Raw genomic sequence first — 26,377 nt, 5'->3', positions numbered from 1 at the left:
CGGCGCGGCCTCCCTGGCCTGCCATGCCGGGTAAAAGAACTCGAAAGGCCCGGCGAAGACCGGGTCACAGCCCCTGCATCATCTTGCGCACACCGGCAACATGCCGACGGCTGACAATCAGCGCATCGCCATTGAGGCCTTTGAGGAACAACTGGAAATGTCCCAGTGGCGTGCGTTGCAAGCGCTCGATGCGGTCGCGAGCGACCAGCGCGTTGCGGTGGATACGCACAAAGCGTTCGCCGAATTCGTCTTCAAGGGCTTTGAGGGGTTCGTCGAGCAGCACCTCGCCGGCTTCGTGACGCAGGGTCACGTATTTGTGGTCGGCGATGAAGTAGACCACCTGATCCAGCGGAATCAGCTCGATGCCTTTACGGGTCCGTGCGCTGATGTGGCTGCGTGGGCCGTTGCCACTTTCGGCAGCGGGACGGGTCAGGGCCGAGAGTTGCGCCCGGTTGGGACGTTCAGCCCGCTTCAGGGCTTCATTCAAGTGTTCGGTTCGCACAGGTTTCACCACATAGCCCACGGCGCTGGCCTGCAGGGCTTCCACGGCAAATTCATCGGGACTGGTGCAAAACACCACGGCCGGCGGCGTCTCTCGTTCGCACAGTCGGGCAGCAACCTGCAGGCCATCGAGGCCCGGCATGCGGATATCGAGCAGCACGATATCCGGCTTGTGGCTGTCGATCAGCGCTAACGCCTCCTCGCCATTCGTGGCACTGGGCTCCAGGACTGTGTAACCCTCGAGCTCGCTCACCATACGGCTTAGGCGCTCGCGAGCCAGGGGTTCGTCATCAACGATCAGGACATTCATATTGCGCTGGATTCCTGCGTGAGTCTCGCACAAGGATAGCGTAGACAGGTGTAGTGACCTCCGTCACCGCGATCCACGCTAAGACTAGCCCGAGCGCCAAAAAGTGCCGTACGTCGGCCAGCAATATTTGCCAGCGTCCGGGTCGAACGGCTCAGAGCCCAGTGTTTCCTGCGTTTCTCGCGGTGGGTGACCGTTGTACAACTCACCCGCCCCCTCTTCTTATAGCCAGTGGCCGGACCTTTGCATGATCCGCATTCGCACCGACCCTTATGTCCACTGTAGACGTTCGTCGGAACGATATTGCTCAATCAAAAAATATCCTTTTGTAAATTCCTTGCAGACCGCGCCGGACATGCCTGACACATCCGCGAAAAAACGTATCGACCGGTGTCAGCGACAGGATTGGCAACCCTGTTATTATCCGCGCCAGCGTTTCACGCCATTTCTTCAAGCCGATACGAGCGAATTCATGAGCACTGACAAGACCAATCAGTCCTGGGGCGGCCGCTTCAGTGAACCCGTCGACGCCTTCGTCGCCCGCTTCACCGCCTCCGTCACTTTCGACCAGCGCCTGTATCGCCACGACATCATGGGCTCAATTGCCCACGCCACCATGCTGGCCAAGGTCGGCGTGCTGACCGATGCCGAGCGCGACAGCATCATCGATGGCCTGAAGACCATTCAGGGCGAAATCGAGGCCGGCCAGTTCGACTGGCGCGTCGACCTCGAAGACGTGCACATGAACATCGAAGCACGCCTGACCGACCGCATCGGCGTCACCGGTAAAAAGCTCCACACCGGGCGCAGCCGCAACGACCAGGTCGCCACCGATATCCGCCTGTGGCTGCGCGATGAAATCGACCTGATCCTCGCCGAGATCACCCGCCTGCAAAAAGGCCTGCTGGAGCAAGCCGAGCGTGAGGCCGCAAGCATCATGCCGGGCTTCACCCACTTGCAGACCGCGCAGCCGGTAACTTTCGGGCACCACATGCTGGCCTGGTTCGAAATGCTCAGCCGCGACTACGAGCGTCTGGTCGACTGCCGCAAGCGCACCAACCGCATGCCATTGGGCAGCGCCGCACTGGCCGGCACCACCTACCCGATCGACCGCGAATACACCGCGCAACTGCTCGGCTTCGACGCCGTCGGCGGCAACTCGCTGGACAACGTCTCCGATCGTGACTTCGCCATCGAATTCTGCTCGGCCGCAAGCATCGCGATGATGCACCTGTCGCGCTTCTCCGAAGAGCTGGTGCTGTGGACCAGCGCGCAGTTCCAGTTCATCGATCTGCCGGATCGTTTCTGCACTGGCAGCTCGATCATGCCGCAGAAGAAAAACCCTGACGTGCCCGAACTGGTACGCGGCAAGACCGGCCGCGTCTTCGGCGCGCTGATGGGCCTGCTGACCCTGATGAAGGGCCAGCCGCTGGCCTACAACAAGGACAATCAGGAAGACAAGGAGCCGCTGTTCGACGCCGCCGACACCCTGCGCGATTCGCTGCGCGCGTTTGCCGACATGATCCCGGCGATCAAGCCGAAACACGCGATCATGCGTGAAGCGGCACTGCGCGGTTTCTCCACTGCGACTGACCTGGCGGATTATCTGGTGCGCCGTGGCCTGCCGTTCCGTGATTGCCATGAAATCGTTGGCCACGCAGTGAAATACGGCGTGGACACGGGCAAGGATCTGGCGGAGATGAGCCTGGAAGAACTGCGTCAATTCAGCGATCAGATCGAGCAGGACGTGTTTGCCGTGCTGACCCTCGAAGGCTCGGTGAATGCCCGCGACCATATCGGCGGGACTGCACCGGCGCAGGTCAGGGCTGCGGTGGCGCGCGGTCAGGCCCTGCTGGCCAGCCGCTAGAAGCATCGCGGGCAAGCCCGCTCCCACAGGGTTCTATGTGGAACACAATTTTGCGTTCGACCCATAGCCCTGTGGGAGCTGGCTTGCCAGCGATGACTGACTTCAGAGCGCTACAAAATTCACTTCTTGGCTGCAATCATCGCCAAAAACGCCGGCATCGCCGCGTCTTTATCCGCCGCAATCTTCTGCACGTGCGGATTCTGCTCTAACCGCTCCAGCAGCGCCTTCGCCTGCGGCATCTCGGCCAGCAGATCAATCCCGAACAGCTTCTGCCCGACCGCACAGGCCAGCGGCACGCTGTAGAGGAAATACAAATCGGCAATGCTCAGGCTGTCACCCGCCACATACGGGGCGAACTGGCCGTGGCGGCCGAGTGCCGCGAAGCCCAGCAGCAGCTCGGTCCGGGTCTTCTCTTTGATCGCCTCCGGCAACGTCATACCGAAAAACGCCTCGCCATAGCAGGCACGCCCCGGCAACTCGATGTACAACTCGATCTCCTTCGCAATCGCCAATACCTGCGCGCGCTCGAACGGATCGCTGGGCAGGAGCGGCGTGCCCTTTTGTGATTGTTCGAGGTATTCGAGAATGATCGCGGTTTCGTTGATATAACCGGCGTCGACGCCCAGCACCGGGACCTTGCCGCGCGGGCTGATCGCCAGTGACTCCGGGGTTTGCGCCGGGTAGAACGTCACCTCTTCGAAGGGCAGGCCTTTTTCCAGCAGCGCCAGTTTGACCATGTTGTAGTAGTTGCTGACAGCAAATCCGTAGAGCTTGAACATCACAGAGCCTCCAGGCCGTGCGGGGTGGGCAGTGCCTGTTTATAGATCGCCGCGACGTTTCCCGCCAGCAGCATCACGCCGCTGAATGCGGGTAAACTGGCGCCTTTCCCTGAGGAGCCTGCCATGAGCGAGCCGACAGATATCGTCAACGATGACGACGAAGAAGCATTCATCGAAGCGACGCTGATCGAAGCCATCGAGAACCAGATCGAAAGCGACAACCCGCCAGCGGCCAAGGCGACATTGAACAAGCTGACTCTGGTCGGTATGGAGCGCGAAGATATCCTCAACCTCATGGCTCACGTGCTTGCCTATGAGATTGACGCGATGCTCGATGAAGACCGCCCGTTCGACACCCAGTGGTACGAAGCGGCACTGCGCGCTTTGCCAGAGCTGCCACCGGAAAAGCAATAAGATCAAAAGATCGCAGCCTTCGGCAGCTCCTGCACAGATCCGATGTAGGAGCTGCCGAAGGCTGCGATCTTTTTTATGCGGACTACACTGGAATTCGCCTCAAGACAAAATCCCCTGATCCGAGCACTGGACATGCTGCACCAGCGGGTTCACCTTAGAGGCGCTGTCGTCCAATTCCTAGAAAGTCTGGAGTCCTTATGTCGCTTACCCCTGAGTTGGTTGCCGAACTGGAAGTCCTTGCACTCTTCAACCTGGACAGTTCCCAGGAAGGTCTGAAAATTCATCAGACCGCTGCCCCGAAACACATAGCCGCCGCCAAACGCCTCTTCGAAAAAGAACTCACCGACCAGCCCGATGGCGGTTATCTGACCAGCCTCGGCCGCGATGCCGCGCAAAACGTGCAGACCGTACTGACGATTCTGAGAGAGCAGGAAACCGCCTGACTTTTTCCGACTTTGCCCACGGAAACTCCTGCCACGGGATTTCCGCGGGCCAGCCTGATCACTGCCGATGAAAATCTGACGTCAAAAAACAAATTCAGCTTAAACCTCCTGCTGCGCAGAGGCTAAACTGCGGCCATTCCGAGACCCTCTACGTCCGAGCCTGCAAGCCGGTTTGAGCTGACATGACGCGCACCCACGAAATCCGCCCCGACCTGGACGAAGGCATCGACCGCAAGGTACTCAGCCAACTGCGCGCCCGTTTTCTCAAACTCAATGAAGGCCGCCTCGGCCGCGCCCTCGAAGGTTTGTCGACGCGCCAGCAAAGCGTGCTGACGCTGTTGCCGCTGTTCTTTCACGTCAATCATCCGTTGCTGCCCGGCTATGTCTCGGGCAGTACGCCGGCCGGTCTCTCGAATTATGAGCCGGACGCCAATGCGCTGACCGAGGCGCAGCGCCTGACCCGCTCGTTTTCTTACAAACCGCGCCATGGCAGCAACCCGCCGCGACCGATTCACGGTTTGTTCCTGATGGGCAGCCTCGGCACGCTGGCACAGGCCGATCAGAGCGACATGGATGTGTGGGTCTGCCATGCCCCAGATCTGAGCGAAACCGAACTCGCCGAGCTACGCAAGAAATGCCAGTTGCTGGAAACCTGGGCCGCGAGCCAGGGTGCCGAAGCGCATTTCTTCCTGATCGACCCGGCGCGCTTCGTCAAAGGCGAACGTGATGCTCAGCTCAGTTCGGAAAACTGCGGCAGCACCCAGCACTATCTGCTGCTCGACGAGTTTTATCGCACGGCGATCTGGCTGGCCGGGCGCACGCCGATCTGGTGGCTGGTGCCAGTCTATGAAGAAACAGCCTACGACGCTTACACCCACACCCTGCTGTCCAAACGCTTTATTCGCGCCGACGAAACCCTGGATCTCGGGCCGATGGCGACCATTCCGCCCGGGGAATTCATCGGTGCCGGATTGTGGCAGTTGTTCAAAGGCATCGAGTCGCCCTACAAGTCGGTGCTCAAACTGCTGCTGACCGAGGTGTACGCCAGCGAACATCCGCAAGTGCAGTGCCTGAGCCTGCGCTTCAAGAAAGCCGTGTTCGCCAATCAGCTCGATCTCGATGAGCTTGACCCGTACATGGTCGTGTACCGGCGTATCGAGGAATACCTGCTCGCCCGCAACGAACCGGAGCGTCTTGAGCTGGTGCGCCGCGCGCTGTATCTGAAGGTCAACCGCAAGCTCACCGGCAACAGCCGCAGCCAGGGTTGGCAACGCGCACTGCTCGAACGCCTGGCCGGCGAGTGGCACTGGGATCAGCGGCAACTGGCGCTGCTCGACAGCCGCAGTCAGTGGAAAGTCCGCCAGGTCAGCGCCGAGCGCCGCGCGCTGGTCAACGAACTCAACTACAGCTATCGCTTCCTGACCCAGTTCGCCCGCAGCGAACAGACTGTCAGCCTGATCAACAAGCGCGACCTCAATGTGCTTGGCCGTCGACTCTACGCGGCATTCGAGCGCAAGGCCGACAAGGTCGAGTTCATCAATCCGGGCATCGCCCCGGACCTGGCCGAAGACACCCTGACCCTGGTGCAGTCGCCGAACAAAAAGGAGCCGGGGCAGACCCAGTGGGGTTTGTACAACGGCAGCCTGACGGCGCTGGAGTGGGAACACTTCGCGCCGATCAAGCGCAGTCGCGAGCTACTTGAACTGCTGACCTGGTGCCACCGCAACGGCGTGATCGACAGCAGCACCCGCCTGGCCCTGCATCCGGGCACCAGCGACTTGAGCGAGTTCGAGCTGTTCAACCTGCTCGGCAGCCTGCAGCAGTGCATCGCCCTGCCCTTGTCCACCGTCGCCGAAGAGCCCTTGCTGCGCGCCGCCGTGCCCAGCGAAGTGCTGCTGCTGATCAACGTCGGCGTCGATCCGCTCAAGCATCACCGTGATCTGAACATTTTGATGACCACCGAACGCACCGACTCGCTGAGCTATGCCGGCGTGCGCGAGAACCTGGTGCTGACCCTCGATCAGGTCACGCTCAACAGCTGGAACGAAGTGCTGGTCAATCGTTTCGACGGCCCGCATGCGCTGCTCGACTGCCTGCGCGATTACCTCAACAACCTGCCGCGCGGCCCGGTGCAGCCTTCGCTGAAAGTGCGCTGCTTCTGCCACAACCGCGCGCAATTCATTGCCCGCCGCGTCGAGGAAATCGTCGACACCGCGCAGACCCTGTTGCTCAGTGACTTGAATCATCGCTACCTGATTCAGGTGCAGCAGCACTATCACGTGCTGGAGCTGGTGCCGGGTCAGGTCAACCATGTCGCCCTCGCCACCCTGCCGGCGCTGCTCGATTATCTTGGCGAAGAACAACCGCGCTACAGCCCGCTGCACCTCGACCCGATGGCGCTGGAAGATCACGATCTGGCGCTGATCCTGCCGATGGGTCAGCCGGAGTGCATTCAGGTGTTCTATCGCATCAGTGAACAGCAGGCGGAGCTGTACGTGCTGGATGAATTCAATGCGCTGTGGCAACAGCATCTGCCGTACCACGACGAGCAGAGTCTGCTGGTGCCGCTGCAGCGTTTTCTGCAATCGATCCAGTACCGCCGTGAAGCGCAATTGCCGATGGACGGTGGCCCTGCGGGCAGCCCCGAGACTTTGTATTACCAGCTGTTGCCGTCAGGCCCGGGACGCTCGCGCAGGGTCGAAACCCGACCGGCACCGCAGACGCCGGTGAACAAACCGTTCTACGACGTGCAGGCGATCATCGGCAAAGCCGCACCCGGCGAAGTGCAGGTCACCCTGTATTGCAATCAGCGGGAATTCAGCGAGCTGGAGCATGGCGACCAGTTGTTCAGCGTGGTCGCCCGGGAGATCGTCGAGCAGCGCCGCGAGACCGAGCGTTATCGCTGCTACATCACCGACCTCGACCTGTCGGGTCTGCTCGGTGACGGGCACAGTTCAAGCAATCTGTATCTGCGCTACAAGGCGGACCTGGAGCGCTCGTTGAATGAAGCGCTCGAACAGGTTTGAAGCGGGGATTTATTCGGGAAAGGCGCCGCCGTTGACCGGTTGCGATTCCACTTCCAGCAAGGTCAGTTTCAGCGACTTGCCGCCCGGCGCCGGCCAATCGATGTGCTGACCGACCTTCAGGCCCAGCAGCGCACTGCCAACCGGCGCCAGAATGGAAATTTTGCCTTCGTCGGCGTTGGCGTCCTTGGGATAGACCAGCGTCAGGTGGTAATCCTTGCCACTGCCTTCTTCGCGGCAATGCACGCGGGAATTCATGGTCACGACATCGGCGGGCACTTCATCGTGGCCGACCACGGTATCGGCGCGGTCCAGCTCGGTTTGCAGCGCAATCACGCCCGGCGCAGCCTGGTCTTTGTCGCTCAGGCTGTCGATCAGGCGCTCCAGACGTTGCACGTCCAGACGGGTAAGGGTGATGGAAGGTGCGGTCATGATCCAGGCAGACTCCTTTCTTCTGCACAAAAAAAGCAAAACCCCGCCAAAAAAGACGGGGTTTTCACCGTGCCTCGGTGGTTTGAGGCGTTCGCGGACACTATCACAGCTCAAAAAATATACAAGTCACGCCCTTTTTTGCCTGGGTGAAACCCTTGTGGCGAGGGGATTTATCCCCGTTCGGCTGCGCAGCAGCCGTATAGATTTTGGGGCCGCTACGCGACCCAACGGGGATAAATCCCCTCGCCACATTATCAACAGGCTTGGGATTTTCGTGCGGTAGCCTGCTGGCAAATCACCCGGCGCCGCTGATCGTCCGCCGAGCGCCATTCGCGAATGTCCTCGACGTGGCGCGCACAGCCGAGACAGACTTTCTGTTCGTCCAGCCGACATACGCCCGTGCACGGCGAAGGCACCGCCGGGCTGACGTTGCTGTAGAGCGGTTTCGGCGGGCGAACAGGCGCGGCATCCGTCACGAATCACAGACCTTCGAAATCGAATTCGGCGCCAGCCTGCTGCTTTACGAGGCGCTGAAGCATTTCGCCCAATTGCTCTTCGCTCTTGTCGCACATCCAGCGCTCGCTTTCTTCGTCGTAGTCGAAGTGGAAACCACCGGACACGGCCGCCAGCCACAGCTGACGCAACGGCTCCTGGCGGCTGAAGATCAGCTGGCTGCCGTTTTCGAATTTGACCGTCAGCACGCCGGCCGAGCTCTCCAGGTCGATATCCAGGTCGCTGTCATCAAAGATATCTTCCAGCGTCTGCTGGGTAGCATCGACCAGATCGTGGAAACGGGCTTCGGACAAACTCATTGCGGCAACCTCAAAAATGTCTGATCAGGCTCAAGCGCCGAAAGATACGGACGCTGCCGACCGATTGCAAAGATTAACGACCAAGCACCTGTCGGCCCATCCAGCACCGCCCCCGTGGGAGCGAGCCTGCTCGCGAAAGCGGTGTGTCAGGCAACGAGCCTGTTGAATTTGCCGACGCCTTCGCGAGCAGGCTCGCTCCCACAGGGATGATGCGCATCACAGGAGCCCCGCCGGACGGGAACCCCCTCGCATAGGCAAGCTGCCGGGTGGCCGGTATACTCCGGCGCAATTAACGCATTTTCAAGGATTTCGCCATGAAGCGCCTGATCTCTTCCCTTGCTGCGCTCGTCGCGGTTGCCTGCCTCGTTTCGGCCTGTGGTCAAAAAGGCCCGCTGTACCTGCCGGATGACGATCAGGACCCGGCCGAACAAGCCCAGTCTTCGCAGAAGCAGCCATCCAAGGCTCACAAGCACGACGTTTACTAAGGGATCGCCATGGACGCTTTTAACTACCGTGGCGGGGAGCTGTTCGCGGAAGGTGTGGCGCTGTCCGCCATCGCCGACCGCTTCGGTACGCCCACCTATGTCTACTCGCGCGCGCACATCGAAGCGCAGTATCTGGCCTACGCCGATGCGCTGGCCGGCATGCCGCATCTGGTCTGCTTCGCGGTCAAAGCCAACTCCAACCTCGGTGTGCTGAATGTCTTGGCCCGTCTCGGCGCCGGTTTCGACATCGTTTCCCGAGGCGAGCTGGAACGTGTACTGGCCGCAGGTGGCAGCGCCGACAAGATCGTTTTCTCCGGCGTCGGCAAGACCCGTGACGACATGCGCCGCGCCCTCGAAGTCGGCGTGCACTGCTTCAACGTCGAGTCCACCGATGAGCTTGAGCGCCTGCAAGTAGTCGCCGCCGAGCTGGGTGTTCGCGCCCCGGTTTCGCTGCGCGTGAACCCGGACGTCGATGCCGGCACCCACCCGTACATTTCCACCGGTCTCAAAGAGAACAAGTTCGGCATCGCCATTGCCGACGCCGAAGACGTGTACGTGCGCGCCGCGCATCTGCCGAACCTGGAAGTGGTGGGCGTTGACTGCCATATCGGTTCGCAACTGACCACCCTGCCGCCGTTCATTGATGCACTCGATCGCCTGCTGGATCTGGTCGACCGCCTCGGCGATTGCGGCATTCACCTGCGCCACATCGATCTCGGTGGTGGTTTGGGCGTGCGTTATCGCGATGAAGAGCCGCCATTGGCTGCCGATTACATCAAGGCTGTGCGCGAACGTCTCGACGGGCGTGATCTGGCGCTGGTGTTCGAGCCAGGCCGCTTCATCGTTGCCAATGGCGGCGTGTTGCTGACACAGGTCGAATACCTCAAGCACACCGAGCACAAGGATTTCGCCATCGTCGACGCGGCGATGAACGACCTCATCCGTCCGGCGCTGTATCAGGCGTGGATGGACGTCACGGCGGTGAAACCGCGCGACAGCGCTGCACGCAAGTACGACATCGTCGGCCCGATCTGCGAAACCGGCGACTTCCTCGCCAAGGACCGCGAGCTGGCGCTGGAAGAAGGCGATCTGCTGGCGGTGCATTCGGCCGGCGCCTACGGTTTTGTCATGAGTTCCAACTACAACACCCGTGGCCGTGCCGCCGAGGTGCTGGTGGATGGTGATCAGGTTTTTGAAGTGCGTCGCCGCGAAACCGTGGCCGAGCTGTTTGCCGGCGAAAGCCTGCTGCCGGAGTAACCCATGCTGCTGCGTTTTACCAAAATGCACGGCCTGGGCAACGACTTCATGGTCCTCGACCTGGTCAGCCAGCACGCGCACATTCAGCCCAAACACGCCAAGCAATGGGGCGATCGCCACACCGGTATCGGTTTCGACCAGTTGCTGATCGTCGAAGCGCCGAGCAACCCGGACGTGGACTTTCGCTACCGGATCTTCAACTCCGACGGCTCGGAAGTGGAGCAGTGCGGCAACGGTGCGCGCTGCTTCGCCCGCTTCGTGCTCGACAAGCGTCTGACCGCCAAACGGCAGATCCGCGTCGAGACCAAGGGCGGCATCATTGAACTGGACGTGCGTAACGACGGCCAGATCGGCGTGAACATGGGCGCGCCGCGCCTGGTGCCGGCAGACATTCCATTCCAGGCGCCGGCCCAGGCCAGCAGCTATCCGCTGGAAGTCGATGGCACCACGGTCGAACTGGCCGCCGTGTCGATGGGCAATCCCCATGCGGTCATTCGCGTGGACGACATCAACAGCGCACCGGTGCATGAACTGGGGCCGAAGATCGAACACCACCCGCGCTTTCCGGCGCGGGTCAATGTCGGCTTCCTTCAGGTCATCGACCGCCATCGCGCGCAACTGCGTGTTTGGGAACGCGGCGCCGGGGAAACCCAGGCCTGCGGCACCGGCGCCTGTGCGGCGGCGGTGGCGGCCATCAGTCAGGGGTGGATGGATTCGCCGCTGTTGATCGACCTGCCCGGCGGGCGTCTGTCCATCGAGTGGGCCGGCCCGGGCGAACCGGTGTTGATGACCGGTCCGGCAGTGCGTGTATACGAAGGACAAGTGCGTCTTTGAGCGAGCAGAAATCATGACCGACAAGCCACAGGTACCCGCCCGACCAGCCGACGAATCAGCGTCCGAGAGCCTCGAGGCAGCCGCGGTTGCCGCCTACCTGGAGGCTCATCCGGACTTCTTCGTCGAGCACGAAGAGCTGCTGCCGTCGTTGCGCATTCCGCACCGACGCGGCGACACCGTGTCGCTGGTCGAACGGCAGATGACCATCCTGCGCGACCGCAACATCGAGATGCGCCATCGCCTTTCGCATCTGATGGACGTGGCCCGCGACAACGATCGCCTGTTTGAAAAGACCCGCCGACTGATCCTCGCGCTGATGGATGCATCGACCCTGGAAGACGTGGTCATCAGCGTTGAGGACAGCCTGCGTCAGGATTTCCAGGTGCCTTTCGTCAGCCTGATCCTGCTCGGCGATAACCCCGCACCGGTCGGCCGCTGGGTGACTCACGCCGACGCGCAAACCGCGATCGGTGGCCTGCTCACCGAAGGCAAAAGCGTCAGCGGCAGCCTGCGTGAACATGAGCTGGATTTCCTCTTCGGCGAAGAACAGCGCCAGCAGATCGGCTCGACCGCCGTGGTTGCCATCAGCCATCAGGGCATTCACGGCATTCTGGCCATCGCCAGCCGTGACCCGCAGCACTACAAGAGCTCGGTCGGCACCCTGTTCCTGAGCTACATCGCCGAGGTCATGGGCCGCGTGCTGCCACGGGTCAACAGCTCGCTGCGCTCGGTACGCTGACCATGGAACGACAACTGGACGCTTACTGCGAACATCTGCGCAGTGAGCGACAGGTGTCGCCGCACACCCTGTCGGCTTATCGCCGCGACCTCGATAAAGTCCTTGGCTGGTGCATCAAGCAGAACATCGGCAGCTGGGCCGCGCTGGATATCCAGCGCCTGCGCAGCCTGATCGCCCGGTTGCATGCTCAAGGCCAGTCCTCGCGCAGCCTCGCCCGCCTGCTCTCGGCGGTGCGCGGGCTCTATCACTACTTGAATCGCGAAGGCCTGTGTGACCACGACCCGGCCACCGGCCTGGCCCCGCCGAAAGGCGAACGACGCCTGCCGAAAACCCTTGATACCGATCGCGCATTGCAGCTGCTGGAAGGTGCGGTCGAGGACGATTTTCTCGCCCGGCGCGATCAGGCGATTCTGGAGCTGTTCTATTCCTCTGGCCTGCGCCTGTCCGAGCTGACCGGGCTCAATCTCGATCAACTCGACCTCGCCGACGGCATGGTTCAGGTGCTCGGCAAGGGCAGCAAGACCCGGCTACTGCCGGTTGGCACCAAGGCCCGCGAAGCCTTGGAACACTGGTTGCCGCTTAGAGCCATGACCAATCCGGCGGACGATGCCGTATTTGTCAGCCAGCAAGGCCGACGCCTTGGCCCGCGCGCGATTCAGGTGCGGGTCAAACTGGCTGGCGAGCGCGAACTGGGGCAGAACCTGCATCCGCACATGCTCCGGCACTCGTTCGCCAGCCATTTGCTCGAGTCCTCGCAGGACCTGCGCGCGGTGCAGGAATTGCTCGGCCACTCCGATATCAAAACCACACAGATCTATACCCACCTCGACTTCCAGCATCTGGCGGCGGTCTACGACAGCGCCCATCCCCGGGCCAAACGCATGAAAGGCGATGATTCATGAGCATTCAGTTGATCACCTTCGACCTCGACGACACCCTGTGGGACACCGCTCCGGTGATCGCCAGCGCCGAAACCGTGTTGCGCGAATGGCTGAGCGAACATGCCTCGGGTCTGGGCGCGGTGCCGGTGGAGCATTTGTGGTCGATTCGCGAGCGTGTGCTGGCGGGCGAACCGGGGCTCAAGCACCGCATCAGCGCGCTGCGTCGACGTGTGCTGTTCCATGCGCTGGAAGAAGCCGGATATGCCCACGGCGAGGCGTCGGAGCTGGCTGACAAGGCTTTTGAAGTGTTCCTGCATGCGCGGCATCAGATCGAAGTGTTCCCGGAGGTCGAGCCGCTGCTGGAGCTGCTCGCCAATCATTACGCCCTCGGCGTGGTCACCAATGGCAATGCCGACGTGCGCCGGCTGGGGCTGGCGGATTACTTCAAGTTCGCCTTGTGCGCCGAAGACATCGGCATCGCCAAACCGGATGCACGGCTGTTTCATGAAGCGTTACAGCGCGGCGGTGTAAGCCCCGCAGCGGCGGTGCATGTCGGCGATCATCCTGGCGATGACATTGCCGGCGCTCAGCAGGCAGGCTTGCGCGCGGTGTGGTTCAACCCGACGGGCAAGGTCTGGGAAGCGGAGCGCTTGCCGGATGCGGAAATTCGCAGCCTGACCGAATTGCCCGTCGTGCTCTCGCGCTGGAATGCCACCTCGAAATAATCCACAAACCCTGTGGGAGCGAGCCTGCTCGCGAATGCGGTGTGTCATTCAACATGTATGTCGGCTGACATGCCCTCTTCGCGAGCAGGCTCGCTCCCACAGGGGACTGCATTTGTTTTCAACGCATTTATTCCAGGCATAAAAAAGCCCGCAGCGACGGCGGGCTTTTTCAGCAAGCGAGCGACGCGCCTCAGATAGGGCGGCTGCCGTACTTGTTGTCCGGCTTCTTGGGCGGATCGGCGACCACATTGGCCTCCACTTCCTGCACCTTGCCGCCGCGCGCAAGGAATTCTTCCATGGCCTTGGCCAGGGCGTCGCGCTCCTTGTTCTTGGCTTCGATGCTCGGCAACTCGTCGACCGAGACCGCAGCCTTGGCTTTGCCTTTGGCAGCCGGGGCCGGCGTGTCGTCACCGCCATCGTCTTCGGTAACGTCTTCCGCTGCCGCTTCCAGGCCTTCCTCGGCCTCGTCTTCGTCGCCTACTTCGAGGTCGTCGTTTTCCAGATCATCGTCGCTCATGTTCTACCTCATGACTTGCCAAAAGCAGATTAGTTATAGACCAGCTTTGGCGGCTGTCGAAGCCGCCGTTGAAAAATCTTCTGCCGCTGCCCGGCAGCGGCTCATGCCTGTTCACCGTGCAAGGTGGCGAGGACTTTACGGGCACCGCCATGATCACGGTGCTCGCCCAGATAAATCCCTTGCCAGGTACCCAGTGCCAGCCGCCCTGCCGCAACCGGCAGACTGATCTGGCAACCGAGCACGCTGGCCTTGAAGTGCGCCGGGAGATCATCCGGGCCTTCGTCGTTGTGCTCGTAGCCGTCTGTTCCTTGTGGGATCAGACGATTGAAAAATCGTTCGAAGTCGCGACGAACTGCCGGATCGGCGTTCTCGTTGATGGTCAACGATGCCGACGTGTGCTGCAGCCACAAATGCAACAGACCGACCCGACAGGTCTTGAGTTCAGGCAAGCCTGCGAGTAACTCGTCCGTCACCAGATGAAAGCCCCGGGGCCTTGCCCGCAGGGTTATCAGAGTCTGTTGCCACATACAGTTCTCCGCTCGTTCGGGGCGCATTCTAGCGTGCTCTGAAAAAAAACAAAGGCCCTAATATTCCTGCAGCGATGTAAGCGATTGCCCGCAGAAAAAGCCTCGTCGTAAAGACGACCAAAGCCGTAAGAAAAATCCTTTCAGCCGCACCTTGAATGACAAATCCCGGACAAAAAAATGCCCGGCGAACCGGGCAATTTTTTATCGCGCGTACTTACAGGTTGTAGCCGCGTTCGTTGTGTTGTGCCAGATCGAGGCCGACCGACTCTTCTTCCTCGGTTACGCGCAGACCCATGACGGCGTCCAGCACCTTGAGGATGATGAAAGTGACGATCGCGGTGTAGATCACCGTGAAGCCGACGCCTTTGATCTGAATCCAGACCTGCGCGCCAATGTCAGTCACGGTGCCGAAGCCGCCCAGTGCCGGTGCGGCAAACACACCGGTGAGGATCGCGCCGAGGATACCGCCGATGCCGTGCACGCCGAAGGCATCCAGGGAATCGTCATAGCCGAGTTTGCGTTTCAGGGTGGTGGCGCAGAAGAAGCACACCACGCCTGCGGCCAGACCGATCACCAGTGCACCCATCGGGCCTACAGTGCCAGCGGCCGGAGTGATCGCGACCAGACCGGCGACCACACCCGAAGCAATACCCAGTGCGCTTGGCTTGCCGTGGGTGACCCACTCGGCAAACATCCAGCCCAGTGCCGCAGCGGCGGTGGCGATCTGAGTAACCAGCATGGCCATACCGGCAGTGCCGTTGGCGGCAGCAGCGGAACCAGCGTTGAAGCCGAACCAGCCGACCCACAGCATCGCCGCGCCCATCAGCGTGTAGCCGAGGTTATGCGGAGCCATTGGTGTGGTCGGGAAGCCTTTGCGCTTGCCCAGTACCAGGCACGCGACCAGACCGGCGATACCGGCGTTGATGTGCACCACGGTGCCGCCAGCGAAGTCGAGCACGCCCCAGTCCCACATCAGGCCGCCGTTACCGGACCAGACCATGTGCGCGATCGGTGCATAAACCAGAGTGAACCAGATGCCCATGAAAATCAGCATCGCGGAGAACTTCATGCGCTCGGCGAACGCACCGACGATCAGCGCCGGGGTGATGATCGCGAAGGTCATCTGGAAGGTGATGAACACCGCTTCGGGGAACAGCGCCGCCGGGCCGGTGATGCTCGAAGGCGTGACACCGGCGAGGAACGCCTTGCCCATGCCACCGAAGAACGAATTGAAGTTGACGACGCCCTGCTCCATGCCGGTGGTGTCGAAGGCAATGCTGTAGCCATAAATGACCCACAGGATGCTGATCAGACCGGTAATGGCGAAGCACTGCATCAGCACGGAAAGAATGTTTTTCGAGCGAACCATACCGCCGTAGAACAGCGCCAGGCCGGGGATGGTCATGAACAGCACGAGCGCTGTCGAGGTGAGCATCCAGGCGGTGTCGCCGGAATTGAGGACTGGCGCTGCCACTTCGTCTGCCGCCATGGCGATGCCGGGCATTACGATGGACAACAGGGCGCCTAGCCCTGCGAATTTACGCAGAGTCATATTGTTTTCTCCTGGGGCGTTGGGTTTGTGGCGGCGCTTAGATCGCGTCGGTATCGGTTTCGCCGGTACGGATGCGGATCGCCTGTTCCAGATTGACCACGAAGATCTTGCCGTCACCGATCTTGCCGGTGTTGGCCGCTTTGGTTATCGCCTCGATAACCCGATCCAGGTCCTTGTCGTCGATGGCCACGTCGATTTTCACCTTGGGCAGAAAATCGACCACATATTCCGCGCCGCGATACAGCTCGGTGTGACCCTTCTGCCGGCCGAAGCCTTTGACTTCAGTGACGGTAATGCCCTGCACGCCGATTTCGGACAGCGACTCGCGCACGTCGTCCAACTTGAACGGCTTGATGATGGCAGTGACTAGCTTCATGAAACTCTCTCCCGAATTGGTGGACTTGCCCCAGGAAAACAAACCCGTCTCAAGTCTAAGCGCAGTGCCTGGCTTTGTAACGCATCGTTGACGCCAGCTAACCGCATCAGACGAAACTCCCCGCTTCGTCTGCCGCACTGCATTCGTAACAGCGACTGCATCAGTGCATGGGTCGAGGGTGACTAAGCAGAAACCTTGCCAGCTCGGCAAAAACCCTGCATTTCAATCGCTTGGCACCTGTTGCAAGCGCTCGGGCAGAAAAGCTTTTGCCGATACGCACAACAACGGTGCGCCACCGTCCGTCCCCCTGCGCGAAAAGCGTGCATCCGTGCAACGGGATTGACTATAGACACTGCGTGATACACTGCCGGCCATTGTTTCCAGGACATTTCCCATGCTCGCGCCCAAAGACTTCCTCGACGCCCTGAGCGGCACCGCCTCCCGCCTCTTCAACGGCGACACCCCGCTGCCGAAAGCCGAAATCGAAAGCCAGTTCAAAATGCTGCTGCAAAGTGCCTTCAGCAAACTCGATCTGGTCAGCCGGGAAGAGTTCGATAGTCAGATGGTAGTGCTGGCGCGTACTCGCGCCCGCCTCGAAAGCCTCGAAGCCAAGGTTGCCGAGATGGAAGCGAAGCTGACACCGCCCGCTGAATAATTCGCGTCCCCTGTAGGAGCTGCCGAAGGCTGCGATCTTTTGATCTTCAGCCCTTCAACCATCCCCGCAACGTCCTACAACCTTAATGACCGCCGTCCGATTGCGCCAAAAAGCCCAGGTTTCTAAGCTCATCTGATGCTGAATGTTCAGCAGAGGGTTGGGCGACCCGGGCAGGGCCATGGTGGAAAAGGGCTTCGCGGATGCTGCAATCGCTATGAGCCCGCATGCCGGAGCTGGGCTCTGCGCAAATCGTAAGTCGACTGAAGATTCATCCATAACTCAGGCGTAGTGTTGAGCTGAATGGCGAGGCTGATTGCCAGATCGGCGCAGATCCTGAGCTGGCATTTCACAAGCTTTTCGATCTCGCTTTCGGGCCACTTCGTGGGCATGGCCAGATCCATGACGGTCATGCCCAACGGCTCCATGAATTCCTTATTCAGAACCTCGCCCGAATGAATCGGGCGCATACCACTGCGGTCCATTTTTTTTGCCTCCAGAGGCTGCGTTGAGTGGCCAACTGGAGCATCCGACTCCCGGATACAAGACCTTCACACCCCTTTCGCCAGCGTCCTACAAATATTAGGGCATGGCCCTACAAACATCAGCGTCTGCGCCTGATTCCGTGAGCTCTTCGCTGTGATTAGGCTGGTGGCTTTCGCCTGCGCTGGTCGATCCTATTCGTCGAGTTCCAGGCGATACACATTGATCGCCAGACACTCTGGTTCTGGATCCCTCTTGTCTGATTTGCTCAAGCTCAAAGAAAACACGCTGGTTCAGCATCCAGATGGTGGTTACATCTTTGGCACGATCCCCGATATGCCAAAATTCGGCTTGCCAGGCGGGAAGATTTATCTGCGGGTAGGTATTCACCGTCGAGCGAATAGTGGTTTTGGCGTAGTGCACATTTGGGAAGCCCATAGTGCCGATTTGCTCAAGCATGGTTGCCAGACTGCCGATGGGGTAGCAGCGATTGTTGCGAAAATGATCGTCCCGGGGGCGCAAATCTATTGTGAGTTCAAAGAACAACGATGTGGAAACAGGGTCGCGGTACTGAGGACATCTATGGGAACACTGATTCTTGAACCGCGACACGAGCGCGCCACAGGATTTGGTTACTTCGTGGTGACTTGGTACCCGCAAAAACGTGCACATGGCACGTTAGTGGGGCAGATACCACGAGCACCACCAAATCAGAAATAAAAAAAGGCGTCCGATGGACGCCTTTTAAGTATTTTTTGAGGAGTAGTCGCAGCGATTCTTTAGCTCCTGGCTTTACGGCCTTGGGTTCAGAATCCGACAGGCTAGCCCGTCGTCACTACTTCAGAGAAACCAGCTTTCTCTGCTGCCAAAAATGCGGGGGAGCTTTTGCTGGTGCCCAGTCCCGACGAATGCGCAGTTGCAGTCCTCGAATGGGATGATCCTTCAATGCCGTGCGAGAGTCAACGCTCTAATTCAGGCAAGCAGTGACAGCCCATCGGGTCTGGATACGTCTTGTAAACCTCTATTTCAGCACCGAAACCCGGCTCAACTACCCTTCAAAAACCCGCATGAAGCGGCTCCCCGATTCAGCTCAAGGAACGACCATGTCCCTCTCCATTGTCCACAGTCGCGCCCAGACTGGCGTGGAAGCCCCCGCTGTTACCGTCGAAGTCCATCTGGCCAACGGTCTGCCGTCGCTGACCATGGTCGGCCTGCCTGAAGCGGCGGTGAAGGAGAGCAAGGATCGCGTACGCAGCGCGATCATCAATTCCGGACTGCAATTTCCGGCGCGGCGGATCACCTTGAATCTGGCGCCGGCGGACCTGCCCAAGGATGGCGGGCGGTTTGATCTGGCGATTGCCTTGGGGATTCTGTCGGCGAGTGTGCAGGTGCCCTGCCTGACCCTGGACGAGGTGGAATGTCTGGGTGAGTTGGCGCTGTCGGGTGCCGTGCGGCCGGTGCGTGGTGTGCTGCCGGCGGCACTGGCGGCGCGCAAGGCCGGGCGGGCGCTGGTGGTGCCTCGAGCGAATGCAGAAGAGGCGTGCCTGGCATCCGGGCTCAAGGTGTTTGCGGTCGATCATTTGCTGGAAGCGGTGGCGCATTTCAATGGGCACACGCCGGTCGAGCCTTACGTTTCCGATGGTTTGATGCACGCTGCCAAGCCCTATCCCGACCTCAACGAAGTGCAGGGTCAAACAGCCGCAAAACGCGCATTGCTGATTGCCGCAGCGGGGGCGCACAACTTGTTGTTCAGCGGGCCTCCGGGAACCGGCAAGACGCTGCTGGCCAGTCGTCTGCCAGGATTACTGCCGCCGCTATCCGAATGCGAGGCGCTGGAAGTGGCAGCGATTCAATCGGTCGCCAGCGGGGTTCCCTTGACTCACTGGCCGCAGCGGCCGTTCAGGCAACCGCACCATTCGGCTTCAGGGCCGGCATTGGTCGGTGGCAGCTCGAAACCGCAACCCGGCGAGATCACCCTCGCCCACCATGGCGTGCTGTTTCTCGATGAGTTGCCGGAGTTTGATCGCAAGGTGTTGGAAGTTTTACGCGAGCCTTTGGAGTCGGGACATATCGTCATCGCGCGGGCCAAGGATCGCGTACGTTTCCCCGCGCGATTTCAATTGGTTGCCGCGATGAATCCGTGCCCCTGTGGATATCTTGGCGAACCCAGCGGCAAATGCTCGTGCACACCGGATATGGTCCAACGCTATCGCAACAAGTTGTCAGGGCCGCTGCTGGATCGTATCGATCTGCACCTGACCGTGGCGCGGGAGGCAACCGCGTTGAATCCGGCAGCCAAGCCCGGTGAAAACAGCGCCAGCGCTGCGGCGTTGGTCGCCGAAGCGCGGGAGCGCCAGCAGAAACGTCAGGGCTGTGCCAATGCGTTTCTCGATCTGCCGGGGCTCAAGCGTCACTGCAAGTTATCCACAGCTGACGAGAAATGGCTGGAGGCGGCCTGCGAGCGACTGATCCTGTCGCTGCGCTCGGCGCATCGCCTGCTCAAGGTCGCGCGCACGCTGGCGGATCTCGAGCAGGCCGATGCGATTACCCGCGAGCATCTGGCCGAGGCACTGCAATACCGGCCGGCGACACCTTAATGCTCGGTCAGATCAACCAGCGGTGCCTGACGCACTTCGGTATCACGCCCGGCCTGAATCTCGGTCACGCGCTTCAAGGCGTTATCCACCGCAGCTTTATCCGCCAACAGGCTGTAGCTGATCTGGAACTGCTTGTGCTGTTTTGGGGCGATGGTCGGCACCAGATTCAACGGCCGCTGATAGCGACGGTTGTAGGAAAAACTGGTTCCCGGTTCCAGGCCGGTGACGTAGCCCTGCCCCTGGGTGTCGGTGTTTTTCCACAGCGAGAACACCGGCAACTGCTCGGTGTTGAAGCCTACGGATACGCCGAGACTACCGGCCTTGTTGTGCAGCACGGTCAAGGTGTCGCCCTTGGCGTCGGCGTAAGGCACGACGTTGTAGACAGTTTCGTCGTAATCCTTGGTCGGCGCGCGATAGGTCTGCCAGTCGGGCAGATCACCCTTGGCCTTGTCGTTGAACGGCGACACCTGCTTCACCGGCGCAGCGAATTTTGCCCCTTGCTCAAGAAACGGTGTGCTGAAATTGCTGTGATACAGCGCCTGATATTCCTTCGCATAGTCGCCGTTGTTGGTCAGAGTGTCGTTAAGGGCGAAGCTTGCGCTGCCCGGTTCGGTGACCAGTTCGGTCGCTACCGAGAAATCGACTTTCTTGAATGCCTGCTCTTTCAGCTCGCCACGCAGCGTGATGGCATACGGCGGCTTCTCGTCGATGTGCAAAGTGACGGTGCTGGCCGGGATGTTGGCGGCGCGACCGTGCAAGGTCAGCAATTCGCCGTTGTCCATGCCGGGATGGCCAACCCACTCGTAACCGCAACGGGTGACCAGCTCATTGAAGCCCTCCAGCCAGCCCAGACCACCGCGACCGTTGAGCTCGATGAACGCCGGGTTGACCACGTCCTTGACCGGCGAATCCCAGCCCATGCGCACGTCGCCCACCGAGGCCTGCAACACGTTCATGCCACGGGTCGGCACCACCGAGAGTTTCATCGTGCCGTTATCGATGTCGACGATGCTGACGCCCTCCTGACGACCGCCATGCAGAGTACGCAGGGTCACGGAAAACGGTTTGGCGGTTTTTACACCGAGTTGCTCGCTGGTGATCGTCCAGTTTTTTGCCGGAGTATTGGCGTCGAGCAGGACATAGTCCCAGGCCATTGCGTGAGAAGCGGCAGAGAATACGCCGAGGGCGACGAGGAGTTTGAGCGGGGTCATGGCAGCAGCCTTTATTGGAGTTGTGCCATTTTTATAGCGCTGCGGAAACGTTTCAGCAAGTGCAAAGAAGCGGTGGGAGAAAAGCATTCGCAAGCAGGCTCGCTCCCACTGGGGTTTCCGGATTTCACAACCTTTGTGAATCACACCGAAAACTGTGGGAGCGAGCCTGCTCGCGGTAGCTGTTTCAAAGACGCATCAACGGAAGCGATCAACCTCGGAACGCAGATCCGCCGCCAGCTTCTCCAGCTCTTTCGCGGTGACAGCCAGGTTCGACACCACCTCACGCTGCTCGCTGTTGGCCAAGGCGATGCTCTGCAAATTGCTGCTCAGCAACGTCGCAGTGCTGCTCTGCTCCTGAGTGGCGGTGGTGATCGCAGCAAACTGCTGGCCTGCCGAACGGCTCTGCTCGTCGATCCGCGCCAGCGCCGACGCCACGTTGGCGTTGCGCGACAAACCTTCCTGCATCAGCACATTGCCCTGCTCCATGGTGCTGATCGCGTTACCGGTTTCCTGCTGGATGCTGTGGATCATGCTGGAGATTTCGTCGGTCGCCTGACGGGTACGCGAGGCGAGGCTGCGCACTTCGTCCGCGACCACGGCAAAACCGCGACCCTGCTCACCGGCACGCGCGGCTTCGATGGCAGCGTTGAGCGCCAACAGGTTGGTCTGCTCGGCGATCGAAGTGATCACGCCGACGATGCCGCCGATTTCCTGCGAGCGCTGCCCCAGCGTGTTGATCACGCTGGCGGTGCTGTTCAGCGCACCGGCGATCTGCTCCAGCGACGACGACGCTTCTTCCATCGAGCTGCGGCCGATCTGCGTTTGCTGAGCGTTTTCCTGCGCCAGGCGCTGGGTCGCGCCCATGTTGTCGGCGATGTTCAACGACGTCGCGCTGAACTCTTCCACGGCGCCGGCCATGCTGGTGATTTCGCCCGACTGTTGCTCCATGCCTTCGTAAGCACCACCGGACAAACCGGACAGCGCCTGCGCACGGCTATTGACCTCTTCCGAAGCGCGGCGGATGTGCTCGACCATGGTCGACAGCGCCTGGCTCATCTGGTTGAACGCGCGGGACAGCTGCCCGATTTCATCGTGGCTCGATACGTTCAGACGCACGCTCAGATCACCAGCACCCAAGGCCTCAGCCTGACGCACCAGATCGCCCAACGGCGCGAGTTTGCTGCGCAGCAGCCAGACCACGGAACCGACCGCAAGCAACATCGCCAGCAGGCTGCCGATCGCCAGTTGCGTACCGACGCTCCAGGTCACCGCGCGGATCTCGGCTTTCGGCATGCTCGCCACCACCGACCAAGGGCCACCTTCGAACGGCACGGCGATGCTGTAGAAGTCCTCGCCCTTGTCGCTCCAGAACTCACCCTTGCCCGGGGTTTTCACCAGGTTGTTGATGGTCGGGGCGGCTTGATCCAGGTTTTCGACACCGGCAATCGGCACCAGCCATTTGTTCTGCTCGTCGAGCAGGGCCAGCGAGCCGGTCTTGCCAATGCGGAAGCGCTTGAGATTGGCGAACTGCGCGTTCTGCGCGTCGGTGTAATCGAAACCTACATACAACACGGCGATGATCTTGCCGCCCGCATCGCGCACCGGTGTGTACTGCGACATGTAGTAGCGCTCGAACAGCAACGAGCGGCCGACATAACTCTGCCCTGCCATCAACTTCGCGTAGGCCGGGTTGGCATGATCGAGCACGGTGCCGATGGCACGGGTGCCGTCCTGCTTGCTGACGTTGGTGCTGACGCGAATGAAGTCTTCGCCGCTGCGCACGAATACCGTGGCCACACCGGCAGTCATCTGCTTGAACTCGTCAACTTCCTTGAAGTTGTTGTTCAGCACTTCGTTGCCCAGATGCAGACCCGGGGTCTGCACGCCGGCCACGGTCACTGGCTGATCGGGGTGCACACTCAGGCCACTGCCGAAGCGTTTTTCGAACAGACCGCTCAGGCGCAGGGTGCTTTCGCGCAGCGTACCGTGGAAGGTACTCAGTTGATCGGCCAGCAGCCGGGCCTCACTGGCCAGATGCTCTTCACGGGTGGCGAGGTTGGCGGAATCCAGCGAACGCAAGGCGAACACCGTACTGCCGCTGATGACTATCGCCAGTATCACAGCAAGGGCAAGACCCAGCTGCGAGGCGATCCGAGCACGAGGTTGAGACATGAACAGCTCCTGGCCGAGCCACCGAATCCTCCTTGATCGCGGTAATTGCCCGGAAAATATTCTAATAGTGGGGTGTAACGCGGAACCGGCACGACGGTTCCACATGCTCGTAGTCGGCGGTAAAACCGAATACTTGAGCGGATTGCGTGGGTATGGCGCAGTAGTGGCATTGTGCCGGCTCGAACGTTTCAGCTCAAGCGCTCTACCGCCGGCAATTGCATGGCGCGGACTTCGCCTTGGAGAAAATCGCTGAGGCGGCGCAAACGTTCACCTCCCGGGCGCGGTTTCGGCCACACCAGGTAATAATTCAGGCCACTGGCGACGGCCGTAGGCCACGGCAGGCTCAAGCGCCCTTGCGCAACATCTTCGGCAACCATCAACAGATCCCCCATCGAAACGCCGTAGCCGCGCGCCGCCGCGATCATGCCCAGCTCCAGCGTATCGAACACTTGTCCGCCCTTGAGCGAGACCTGATCGGACAGGCCCATGCGCTCCAGCCAACTGCGCCAGTCACGGCGATCCGGGGTCGGGTGCAGCAGTTCGGCGGTCGCCAGACGCGCTACATCCCAAGGTTGATCATTGAGCAGGTTCGGCGCGCCGACCGGGATCAATTCCTCGGGAAACAGCAGGCTCGCTTCCCAGTCCGGCGGGAAATGCCCGTCACTGAGCAACACCGCGCAATCGAACGGTTCGTTGTTGAAGTCCACCGAATCAATGTCCATCCACGCGCTGGTCAGTTGCACCTCATTGCCCGGCTGCAAATGGCGGAAGCGACTCAACCGCGCCAGCAGCCAACGCATGGTCAGGGTCGATGGCGCTTTCATGCGCAGGATGTCGTCCTCGGCGCGCAAGGTATTGCAGGCGCGCTCGAGGGCGGCGAAGCCTTCGCGGATACCGGGTAGCAGCAGCCGTGCCGATTCGGTCAGTTGCAGGTTGCGCCCGCTGCGATGAAACAGCCGGCAGGCGAAGTGTTCTTCAAGGGTGCGCATGTGCCGACTGACCGCGCTCTGGGTGATCGACAATTCTTCCGCCGCGCGGGTGAACGAGCTGTGTCGCGCTGCCGCTTCGAATGCGCGCAGGGCATACAACGGCGGAAGGCGTCGGGACATACAAAAAGCTCCAGTAGCGCGGATATAGCCAATCCGGCGGGTACGTTTCAGGATGAGTATTAATCATGCCACCCATCCTTTTTATCCCTTTGTGCAAAGCCTGCCAAGCGCCGAGAATCGACGCTCTTCTGCTTCCTCTGATATTTGGGTGGTGATGACTATGCAGCATCCTGTGCGTACCGAACTCTGGGCCATTCTGCGGCTTGCGGGGCCGCTGATTGCTTCGCAGTTGGCGCACATGCTGATGGTGCTCACCGACACCCTGATGATGGCGCGCCTCAGTCCCGAAGCGCTGGCCGGTGGCGGCCTCGGTGCGGCGAGCTACTCGTTCGTGTCGATTTTCTGCATCGGCGTGATTGCAGCGGTCGGCACACTGGTGGCGATTCGACAGGGTGCCGGCGACATCATCGGCGCGGCGAGGCTGACGCAGGCCGGGTTGTGGCTGGCGTGGCTGATGGCCCTCGGCGCCGGGCTGCTGTTGTGGAACCTCAAACCGGTGTTGCTACTGTTCGGCCAGACCGAAACCAACGTCAACGCCGCCGGACAATTCCTCATCGCCCTGCCCTTCGCCCTGCCCGGTTATCTGAGCTTCATGGCGCTGCGCGGCTTTACCAGTGCAATCGGCCGGGCGACGCCAGTGATGGTCATCAGCCTCGCCGGCACGGTGGCCAACTTCCTGCTCAACTACGCGCTGATCACCGGCATGTTCGGCCTGCCGCAACTGGGTCTGACCGGCATCGGTCTGGTCACGGCGATTGTCGCCAACTGCATGGCACTGGCGCTGGCCTGGCATATCCGTCGGCATCCGGCTTATGACGCTTATCCGTTGCGCGCCGGTCTGTCGCGGCCGAACCGGCAATACCTGAAAGAACTCTGGCGCCTGGGCCTGCCAATTGGCGGCACCTATGCGGTGGAAGTCGGGCTGTTTGCCTTTGCCGCGTTGTGCATGGGCACCATGGGCAGTACGCAAATGGGTGCGCATCAGATCGCCCTGCAGATCGTGTCGGTGGCCTTCATGGTCCCGGCCGGGATGTCCTATGCCATCACCATGCGCGTCGGCCAGCACTACGGCGCCGGGCAACTGGTCGATGCACGGATGTCCGGGCGTGTCGGTATCGCTTTCGGCGCCGTGGTGATGCTCGGCTTCGCCCTGGTGTTCTGGCTGTGGCCGAACCAGTTGGTCGGCCTGTTCCTCGACCACAACGATCCGGCGTTTGCCGAGGTGATCCGTCTGGCGGTGAGCCTGCTGGCAGTAGCGGCGTGGTTCGAGCTGTTCGACGGCACGCAGACGATTGCCATGGGCTGTATTCGTGGGCTCAAGGATGCCAAGACTACGTTTCTCGTGGGGCTCGCTTGCTATTGGCTGATTGGCGCACCGGCGGCGTGGTGGATGGCGTTCCATTTGAACTGGGGGCCGACGGGCGTCTGGTGGGGATTGGCGCTGGGCCTGGCGTGTGCGGCGGTGAGTTTGACGCTGGCATTCGAATGGAAGATGCAGCGGATGATTCGGCGCGAGCCGCAAGCTCAAGGTTTCAACATCCCCCAGGCCGAATGAGGGTTTCCTTTGTGGGAGCGAGCCTGCTCGCGAAGACCGAGTGTCAGGCCCAGATCATTCAGCTGACATAACGCCTTCGCGAGCAGGCTCGCTCCCACGGGGATTTGCGCCGGCCGCAACAATTGTG

At 60.8% G+C, this 26,377-nt stretch carries 27 protein-coding genes and 2 pseudogenes; 14 read left to right on the top strand and 15 right to left on the bottom strand.

Features of this window, described 5'->3' with window-relative positions:
- Positions 1–64: 64 nt before the first annotated feature.
- Both ASG55_RS25795 and ASG55_RS27370 read right to left on the bottom strand, forming a co-directional pair.
- Positions 65–811 (bottom strand): LytR/AlgR family response regulator transcription factor, encoded by a 747-nt coding sequence (locus ASG55_RS25795; RefSeq protein ID WP_016772598.1) that lies wholly within the window; start codon positions 809–811, stop codon positions 65–67.
- Positions 808–963: pseudogene (locus tag ASG55_RS27370) on the bottom strand (sensor histidine kinase); the annotation flags it as partial. The pseudogene ASG55_RS27370 and the gene ASG55_RS25795, both read right to left, overlap by 4 nt.
- Positions 964–1,280: 317 nt before the next feature.
- Between ASG55_RS27370 and argH the strand changes: the two are divergent.
- The gene (argH, locus tag ASG55_RS25790; RefSeq protein WP_056791653.1) at positions 1,281–2,675 is read left to right on the top strand and encodes an argininosuccinate lyase; all 1,395 of its coding nucleotides are present in this window, start codon (positions 1,281–1,283) and stop codon (positions 2,673–2,675) included.
- A gap of 119 nt (positions 2,676–2,794) precedes the next feature.
- Here the strand turns inward: argH and ASG55_RS25785 are convergent, their stop codons facing one another.
- Positions 2,795–3,454 carry a glutathione S-transferase family protein gene (locus ASG55_RS25785; RefSeq protein ID WP_056791651.1) on the bottom strand — a complete coding sequence of 220 codons (660 nt, stop codon included), beginning with the start codon at positions 3,452–3,454 and terminating at the stop codon, positions 2,795–2,797.
- Positions 3,455–3,577: 123 nt separating this feature from the next.
- Between ASG55_RS25785 and ASG55_RS25780 the strand changes: the two genes are divergently transcribed.
- From ASG55_RS25780 to ASG55_RS25770, 3 genes are all read left to right on the top strand, one after another.
- The gene (locus ASG55_RS25780) at positions 3,578–3,868 is read left to right on the top strand and encodes a hypothetical protein (RefSeq protein WP_056791648.1); all 291 of its coding nucleotides are present in this window, start codon (positions 3,578–3,580) and stop codon (positions 3,866–3,868) included.
- Positions 3,869–4,065: 197 nt separating this feature from the next.
- A complete protein-coding gene (locus tag ASG55_RS25775) occupies positions 4,066–4,311 on the top strand; it encodes a TIGR02647 family protein (protein ID WP_003229392.1) in 246 nt (81 codons plus the stop codon).
- Positions 4,312–4,493: 182 nt separating this feature from the next.
- The gene (locus ASG55_RS25770) at positions 4,494–7,337 is read left to right on the top strand and encodes a class I adenylate cyclase (RefSeq protein ID WP_056791644.1); all 2,844 of its coding nucleotides are present in this window, start codon (positions 4,494–4,496) and stop codon (positions 7,335–7,337) included.
- Between the two features lie 9 nt (positions 7,338–7,346).
- Here the strand turns inward: ASG55_RS25770 and rnk are convergent, their stop codons facing one another.
- The 3 genes from rnk to cyaY all read right to left on the bottom strand — a co-directional run bounded on the left by rnk (position 7,347) and on the right by cyaY (position 8,578).
- Positions 7,347–7,766 carry a nucleoside diphosphate kinase regulator gene (gene rnk / locus ASG55_RS25765; protein ID WP_024014769.1) on the bottom strand — a complete coding sequence of 140 codons (420 nt, stop codon included), beginning with the start codon at positions 7,764–7,766 and terminating at the stop codon, positions 7,347–7,349.
- 254 nt (positions 7,767–8,020) lie between these two features.
- Positions 8,021–8,242, bottom strand: a complete 222-nt coding sequence (locus ASG55_RS26670) for a DUF1289 domain-containing protein (RefSeq protein WP_076564524.1) — start codon at positions 8,240–8,242, stop codon at positions 8,021–8,023.
- 3 nt (positions 8,243–8,245) lie between these two features.
- Positions 8,246–8,578: an iron donor protein CyaY gene (gene cyaY / locus ASG55_RS25760; protein WP_056791639.1), complete on the bottom strand. Its 333-nt coding sequence runs from the start codon at positions 8,576–8,578 to the stop codon at positions 8,246–8,248.
- A 314-nt stretch (positions 8,579–8,892) separates the two neighbouring features.
- Here cyaY and lptM point away from each other — a divergent pair, with 314 nt between their 5' ends.
- The 6 genes from lptM to ASG55_RS25735 are packed head-to-tail and all read left to right on the top strand — an operon-like array spanning position 8,893 to position 13,499.
- Positions 8,893–9,063, top strand: coding sequence for an LPS translocon maturation chaperone LptM (gene lptM, locus ASG55_RS26665; RefSeq protein WP_016772589.1), 171 nt, complete (start codon positions 8,893–8,895; stop codon positions 9,061–9,063).
- A gap of 9 nt (positions 9,064–9,072) precedes the next feature.
- Positions 9,073–10,320 (top strand): diaminopimelate decarboxylase, encoded by a 1,248-nt coding sequence (lysA, locus tag ASG55_RS25755; RefSeq protein ID WP_056791636.1) that lies wholly within the window; start codon positions 9,073–9,075, stop codon positions 10,318–10,320.
- 3 nt (positions 10,321–10,323) lie between these two features.
- Positions 10,324–11,154 carry a diaminopimelate epimerase gene (gene dapF / locus ASG55_RS25750; protein WP_056791632.1) on the top strand — a complete coding sequence of 277 codons (831 nt, stop codon included), beginning with the start codon at positions 10,324–10,326 and terminating at the stop codon, positions 11,152–11,154.
- Between the two features lie 13 nt (positions 11,155–11,167).
- On the top strand, positions 11,168–11,893 hold the full coding sequence (locus ASG55_RS25745; protein ID WP_041476935.1) for a DUF484 family protein: 726 nt from the start codon (positions 11,168–11,170) through the stop codon (positions 11,891–11,893).
- A gap of 2 nt (positions 11,894–11,895) precedes the next feature.
- Positions 11,896–12,795 carry a tyrosine recombinase XerC gene (xerC, locus tag ASG55_RS25740; protein WP_024014773.1) on the top strand — a complete coding sequence of 300 codons (900 nt, stop codon included), beginning with the start codon at positions 11,896–11,898 and terminating at the stop codon, positions 12,793–12,795.
- Positions 12,792–13,499: an HAD family hydrolase gene (locus ASG55_RS25735; protein ID WP_056791630.1), complete on the top strand. Its 708-nt coding sequence runs from the start codon at positions 12,792–12,794 to the stop codon at positions 13,497–13,499. Before xerC ends, ASG55_RS25735 begins: the two co-directional genes overlap by 4 nt.
- A gap of 10 nt (positions 13,500–13,509) precedes the next feature.
- On the opposite strand, the pseudogene ASG55_RS27365 reads toward ASG55_RS25735, so the two are convergent.
- The 5 genes and pseudogenes from ASG55_RS27365 to glnK all read right to left on the bottom strand — a co-directional run.
- A pseudogene (locus ASG55_RS27365) lies at positions 13,510–13,611 on the bottom strand (metal ABC transporter ATP-binding protein); the annotation flags it as partial.
- 78 nt (positions 13,612–13,689) lie between these two features.
- Positions 13,690–14,016 carry a transcriptional regulator SutA gene (gene sutA, locus ASG55_RS25730; RefSeq protein ID WP_056791627.1) on the bottom strand — a complete coding sequence of 109 codons (327 nt, stop codon included), beginning with the start codon at positions 14,014–14,016 and terminating at the stop codon, positions 13,690–13,692.
- A gap of 101 nt (positions 14,017–14,117) precedes the next feature.
- Positions 14,118–14,543, bottom strand: a complete 426-nt coding sequence (locus ASG55_RS25725; protein ID WP_024014775.1) for a secondary thiamine-phosphate synthase enzyme YjbQ — start codon at positions 14,541–14,543, stop codon at positions 14,118–14,120.
- Between the two features lie 214 nt (positions 14,544–14,757).
- Complete coding sequence (locus ASG55_RS25720; protein WP_041476939.1) at positions 14,758–16,095, bottom strand: ammonium transporter; 1,338 nt, start codon at positions 16,093–16,095, stop codon at positions 14,758–14,760.
- Between the two features lie 37 nt (positions 16,096–16,132).
- Positions 16,133–16,471, bottom strand: coding sequence for a P-II family nitrogen regulator (gene glnK / locus ASG55_RS25715; RefSeq protein ID WP_002555808.1), 339 nt, complete (start codon positions 16,469–16,471; stop codon positions 16,133–16,135).
- Positions 16,472–16,865: 394 nt separating this feature from the next.
- On the opposite strand from glnK, the gene ASG55_RS25710 reads away from it, so the two are divergent.
- Positions 16,866–17,126 (top strand): accessory factor UbiK family protein, encoded by a 261-nt coding sequence (locus ASG55_RS25710; protein ID WP_008086041.1) that lies wholly within the window; start codon positions 16,866–16,868, stop codon positions 17,124–17,126.
- 212 nt (positions 17,127–17,338) lie between these two features.
- Here ASG55_RS25710 and ASG55_RS25705 read toward each other — a convergent pair whose 3' ends face one another.
- A complete protein-coding gene (locus ASG55_RS25705; RefSeq protein WP_056791624.1) occupies positions 17,339–17,608 on the bottom strand; it encodes a HigA family addiction module antitoxin in 270 nt (89 codons plus the stop codon).
- A gap of 253 nt (positions 17,609–17,861) precedes the next feature.
- Here ASG55_RS25705 and ASG55_RS26655 point away from each other — a divergent pair, with 253 nt between their 5' ends.
- Both ASG55_RS26655 and ASG55_RS25700 read left to right on the top strand, forming a co-directional pair.
- The gene (locus ASG55_RS26655) at positions 17,862–18,326 is read left to right on the top strand and encodes a hypothetical protein (protein WP_082530345.1); all 465 of its coding nucleotides are present in this window, start codon (positions 17,862–17,864) and stop codon (positions 18,324–18,326) included.
- A gap of 383 nt (positions 18,327–18,709) precedes the next feature.
- Positions 18,710–20,203: a YifB family Mg chelatase-like AAA ATPase gene (locus ASG55_RS25700; protein WP_056791621.1), complete on the top strand. Its 1,494-nt coding sequence runs from the start codon at positions 18,710–18,712 to the stop codon at positions 20,201–20,203.
- On the opposite strand, the gene ASG55_RS25695 is transcribed toward ASG55_RS25700, so the two are convergent.
- The 3 genes from ASG55_RS25695 to ASG55_RS25685 form a co-directional block, all read right to left on the bottom strand.
- Positions 20,200–21,414, bottom strand: a complete 1,215-nt coding sequence (locus tag ASG55_RS25695; RefSeq protein WP_056791618.1) for an aldose 1-epimerase family protein — start codon at positions 21,412–21,414, stop codon at positions 20,200–20,202. The two genes, ASG55_RS25700 and ASG55_RS25695, sit on opposite strands and share 4 nt — an antisense overlap.
- Positions 21,415–21,609: 195 nt before the next feature.
- Positions 21,610–23,586, bottom strand: a complete 1,977-nt coding sequence (locus ASG55_RS25690; RefSeq protein ID WP_016772578.1) for a methyl-accepting chemotaxis protein — start codon at positions 23,584–23,586, stop codon at positions 21,610–21,612.
- Positions 23,587–23,774: 188 nt separating this feature from the next.
- Positions 23,775–24,695, bottom strand: a complete 921-nt coding sequence (locus ASG55_RS25685; RefSeq protein ID WP_024014781.1) for a LysR substrate-binding domain-containing protein — start codon at positions 24,693–24,695, stop codon at positions 23,775–23,777.
- Between the two features lie 160 nt (positions 24,696–24,855).
- On the opposite strand from ASG55_RS25685, the gene ASG55_RS25680 reads away from it, so the two are divergent.
- Positions 24,856–26,250, top strand: a complete 1,395-nt coding sequence (locus ASG55_RS25680; protein ID WP_056791616.1) for a NorM family multidrug efflux MATE transporter — start codon at positions 24,856–24,858, stop codon at positions 26,248–26,250.
- Positions 26,251–26,377: the final 127 nt, after the last annotated feature.

This window comes from Pseudomonas sp. Leaf434 (assembly GCF_001425545.1).
Lineage (GTDB): Bacteria > Pseudomonadota > Gammaproteobacteria > Pseudomonadales > Pseudomonadaceae > Aquipseudomonas > Aquipseudomonas siliginis.
This window is presented reverse-complemented; position numbering and strand designations above follow the sequence as displayed.

Coding starts and splice junctions, on each gene's coding strand:
- ASG55_RS25735 (WP_056791630.1), top strand. CDS start 12,792: ATGAGCATTCAGTTGATCACCTTCGACCTCGACGACACCCTGTGGGAC.
- ASG55_RS25700 (WP_056791621.1), top strand. CDS start 18,710: ATGTCCCTCTCCATTGTCCACAGTCGCGCCCAGACTGGCGTGGAAGCC.
- ASG55_RS25695 (WP_056791618.1), bottom strand. CDS start 21,414: ATGACCCCGCTCAAACTCCTCGTCGCCCTCGGCGTATTCTCTGCCGCT.
- glnK (WP_002555808.1), bottom strand. CDS start 16,471: ATGAAGCTAGTCACTGCCATCATCAAGCCGTTCAAGTTGGACGACGTG.
- ASG55_RS25780 (WP_056791648.1), top strand. CDS start 3,578: ATGAGCGAGCCGACAGATATCGTCAACGATGACGACGAAGAAGCATTC.
- ASG55_RS25745 (WP_041476935.1), top strand. CDS start 11,168: ATGACCGACAAGCCACAGGTACCCGCCCGACCAGCCGACGAATCAGCG.
- ASG55_RS25685 (WP_024014781.1), bottom strand. CDS start 24,695: ATGTCCCGACGCCTTCCGCCGTTGTATGCCCTGCGCGCATTCGAAGCG.
- lysA (WP_056791636.1), top strand. CDS start 9,073: ATGGACGCTTTTAACTACCGTGGCGGGGAGCTGTTCGCGGAAGGTGTG.
- ASG55_RS25720 (WP_041476939.1), bottom strand. CDS start 16,095: ATGACTCTGCGTAAATTCGCAGGGCTAGGCGCCCTGTTGTCCATCGTA.
- dapF (WP_056791632.1), top strand. CDS start 10,324: ATGCTGCTGCGTTTTACCAAAATGCACGGCCTGGGCAACGACTTCATG.
- ASG55_RS25795 (WP_016772598.1), bottom strand. CDS start 811: ATGAATGTCCTGATCGTTGATGACGAACCCCTGGCTCGCGAGCGCCTA.
- xerC (WP_024014773.1), top strand. CDS start 11,896: ATGGAACGACAACTGGACGCTTACTGCGAACATCTGCGCAGTGAGCGA.
- ASG55_RS25705 (WP_056791624.1), bottom strand. CDS start 17,608: ATGGACCGCAGTGGTATGCGCCCGATTCATTCGGGCGAGGTTCTGAAT.
- argH (WP_056791653.1), top strand. CDS start 1,281: ATGAGCACTGACAAGACCAATCAGTCCTGGGGCGGCCGCTTCAGTGAA.
- rnk (WP_024014769.1), bottom strand. CDS start 7,766: ATGACCGCACCTTCCATCACCCTTACCCGTCTGGACGTGCAACGTCTG.
- lptM (WP_016772589.1), top strand. CDS start 8,893: ATGAAGCGCCTGATCTCTTCCCTTGCTGCGCTCGTCGCGGTTGCCTGC.
- ASG55_RS25770 (WP_056791644.1), top strand. CDS start 4,494: ATGACGCGCACCCACGAAATCCGCCCCGACCTGGACGAAGGCATCGAC.
- ASG55_RS25725 (WP_024014775.1), bottom strand. CDS start 14,543: ATGTGGCAACAGACTCTGATAACCCTGCGGGCAAGGCCCCGGGGCTTT.
- sutA (WP_056791627.1), bottom strand. CDS start 14,016: ATGAGCGACGATGATCTGGAAAACGACGACCTCGAAGTAGGCGACGAA.
- ASG55_RS25680 (WP_056791616.1), top strand. CDS start 24,856: ATGCAGCATCCTGTGCGTACCGAACTCTGGGCCATTCTGCGGCTTGCG.
- ASG55_RS25710 (WP_008086041.1), top strand. CDS start 16,866: ATGCTCGCGCCCAAAGACTTCCTCGACGCCCTGAGCGGCACCGCCTCC.
- ASG55_RS25690 (WP_016772578.1), bottom strand. CDS start 23,586: ATGTCTCAACCTCGTGCTCGGATCGCCTCGCAGCTGGGTCTTGCCCTT.
- cyaY (WP_056791639.1), bottom strand. CDS start 8,578: ATGAGTTTGTCCGAAGCCCGTTTCCACGATCTGGTCGATGCTACCCAG.
- ASG55_RS25775 (WP_003229392.1), top strand. CDS start 4,066: ATGTCGCTTACCCCTGAGTTGGTTGCCGAACTGGAAGTCCTTGCACTC.
- ASG55_RS25785 (WP_056791651.1), bottom strand. CDS start 3,454: ATGTTCAAGCTCTACGGATTTGCTGTCAGCAACTACTACAACATGGTC.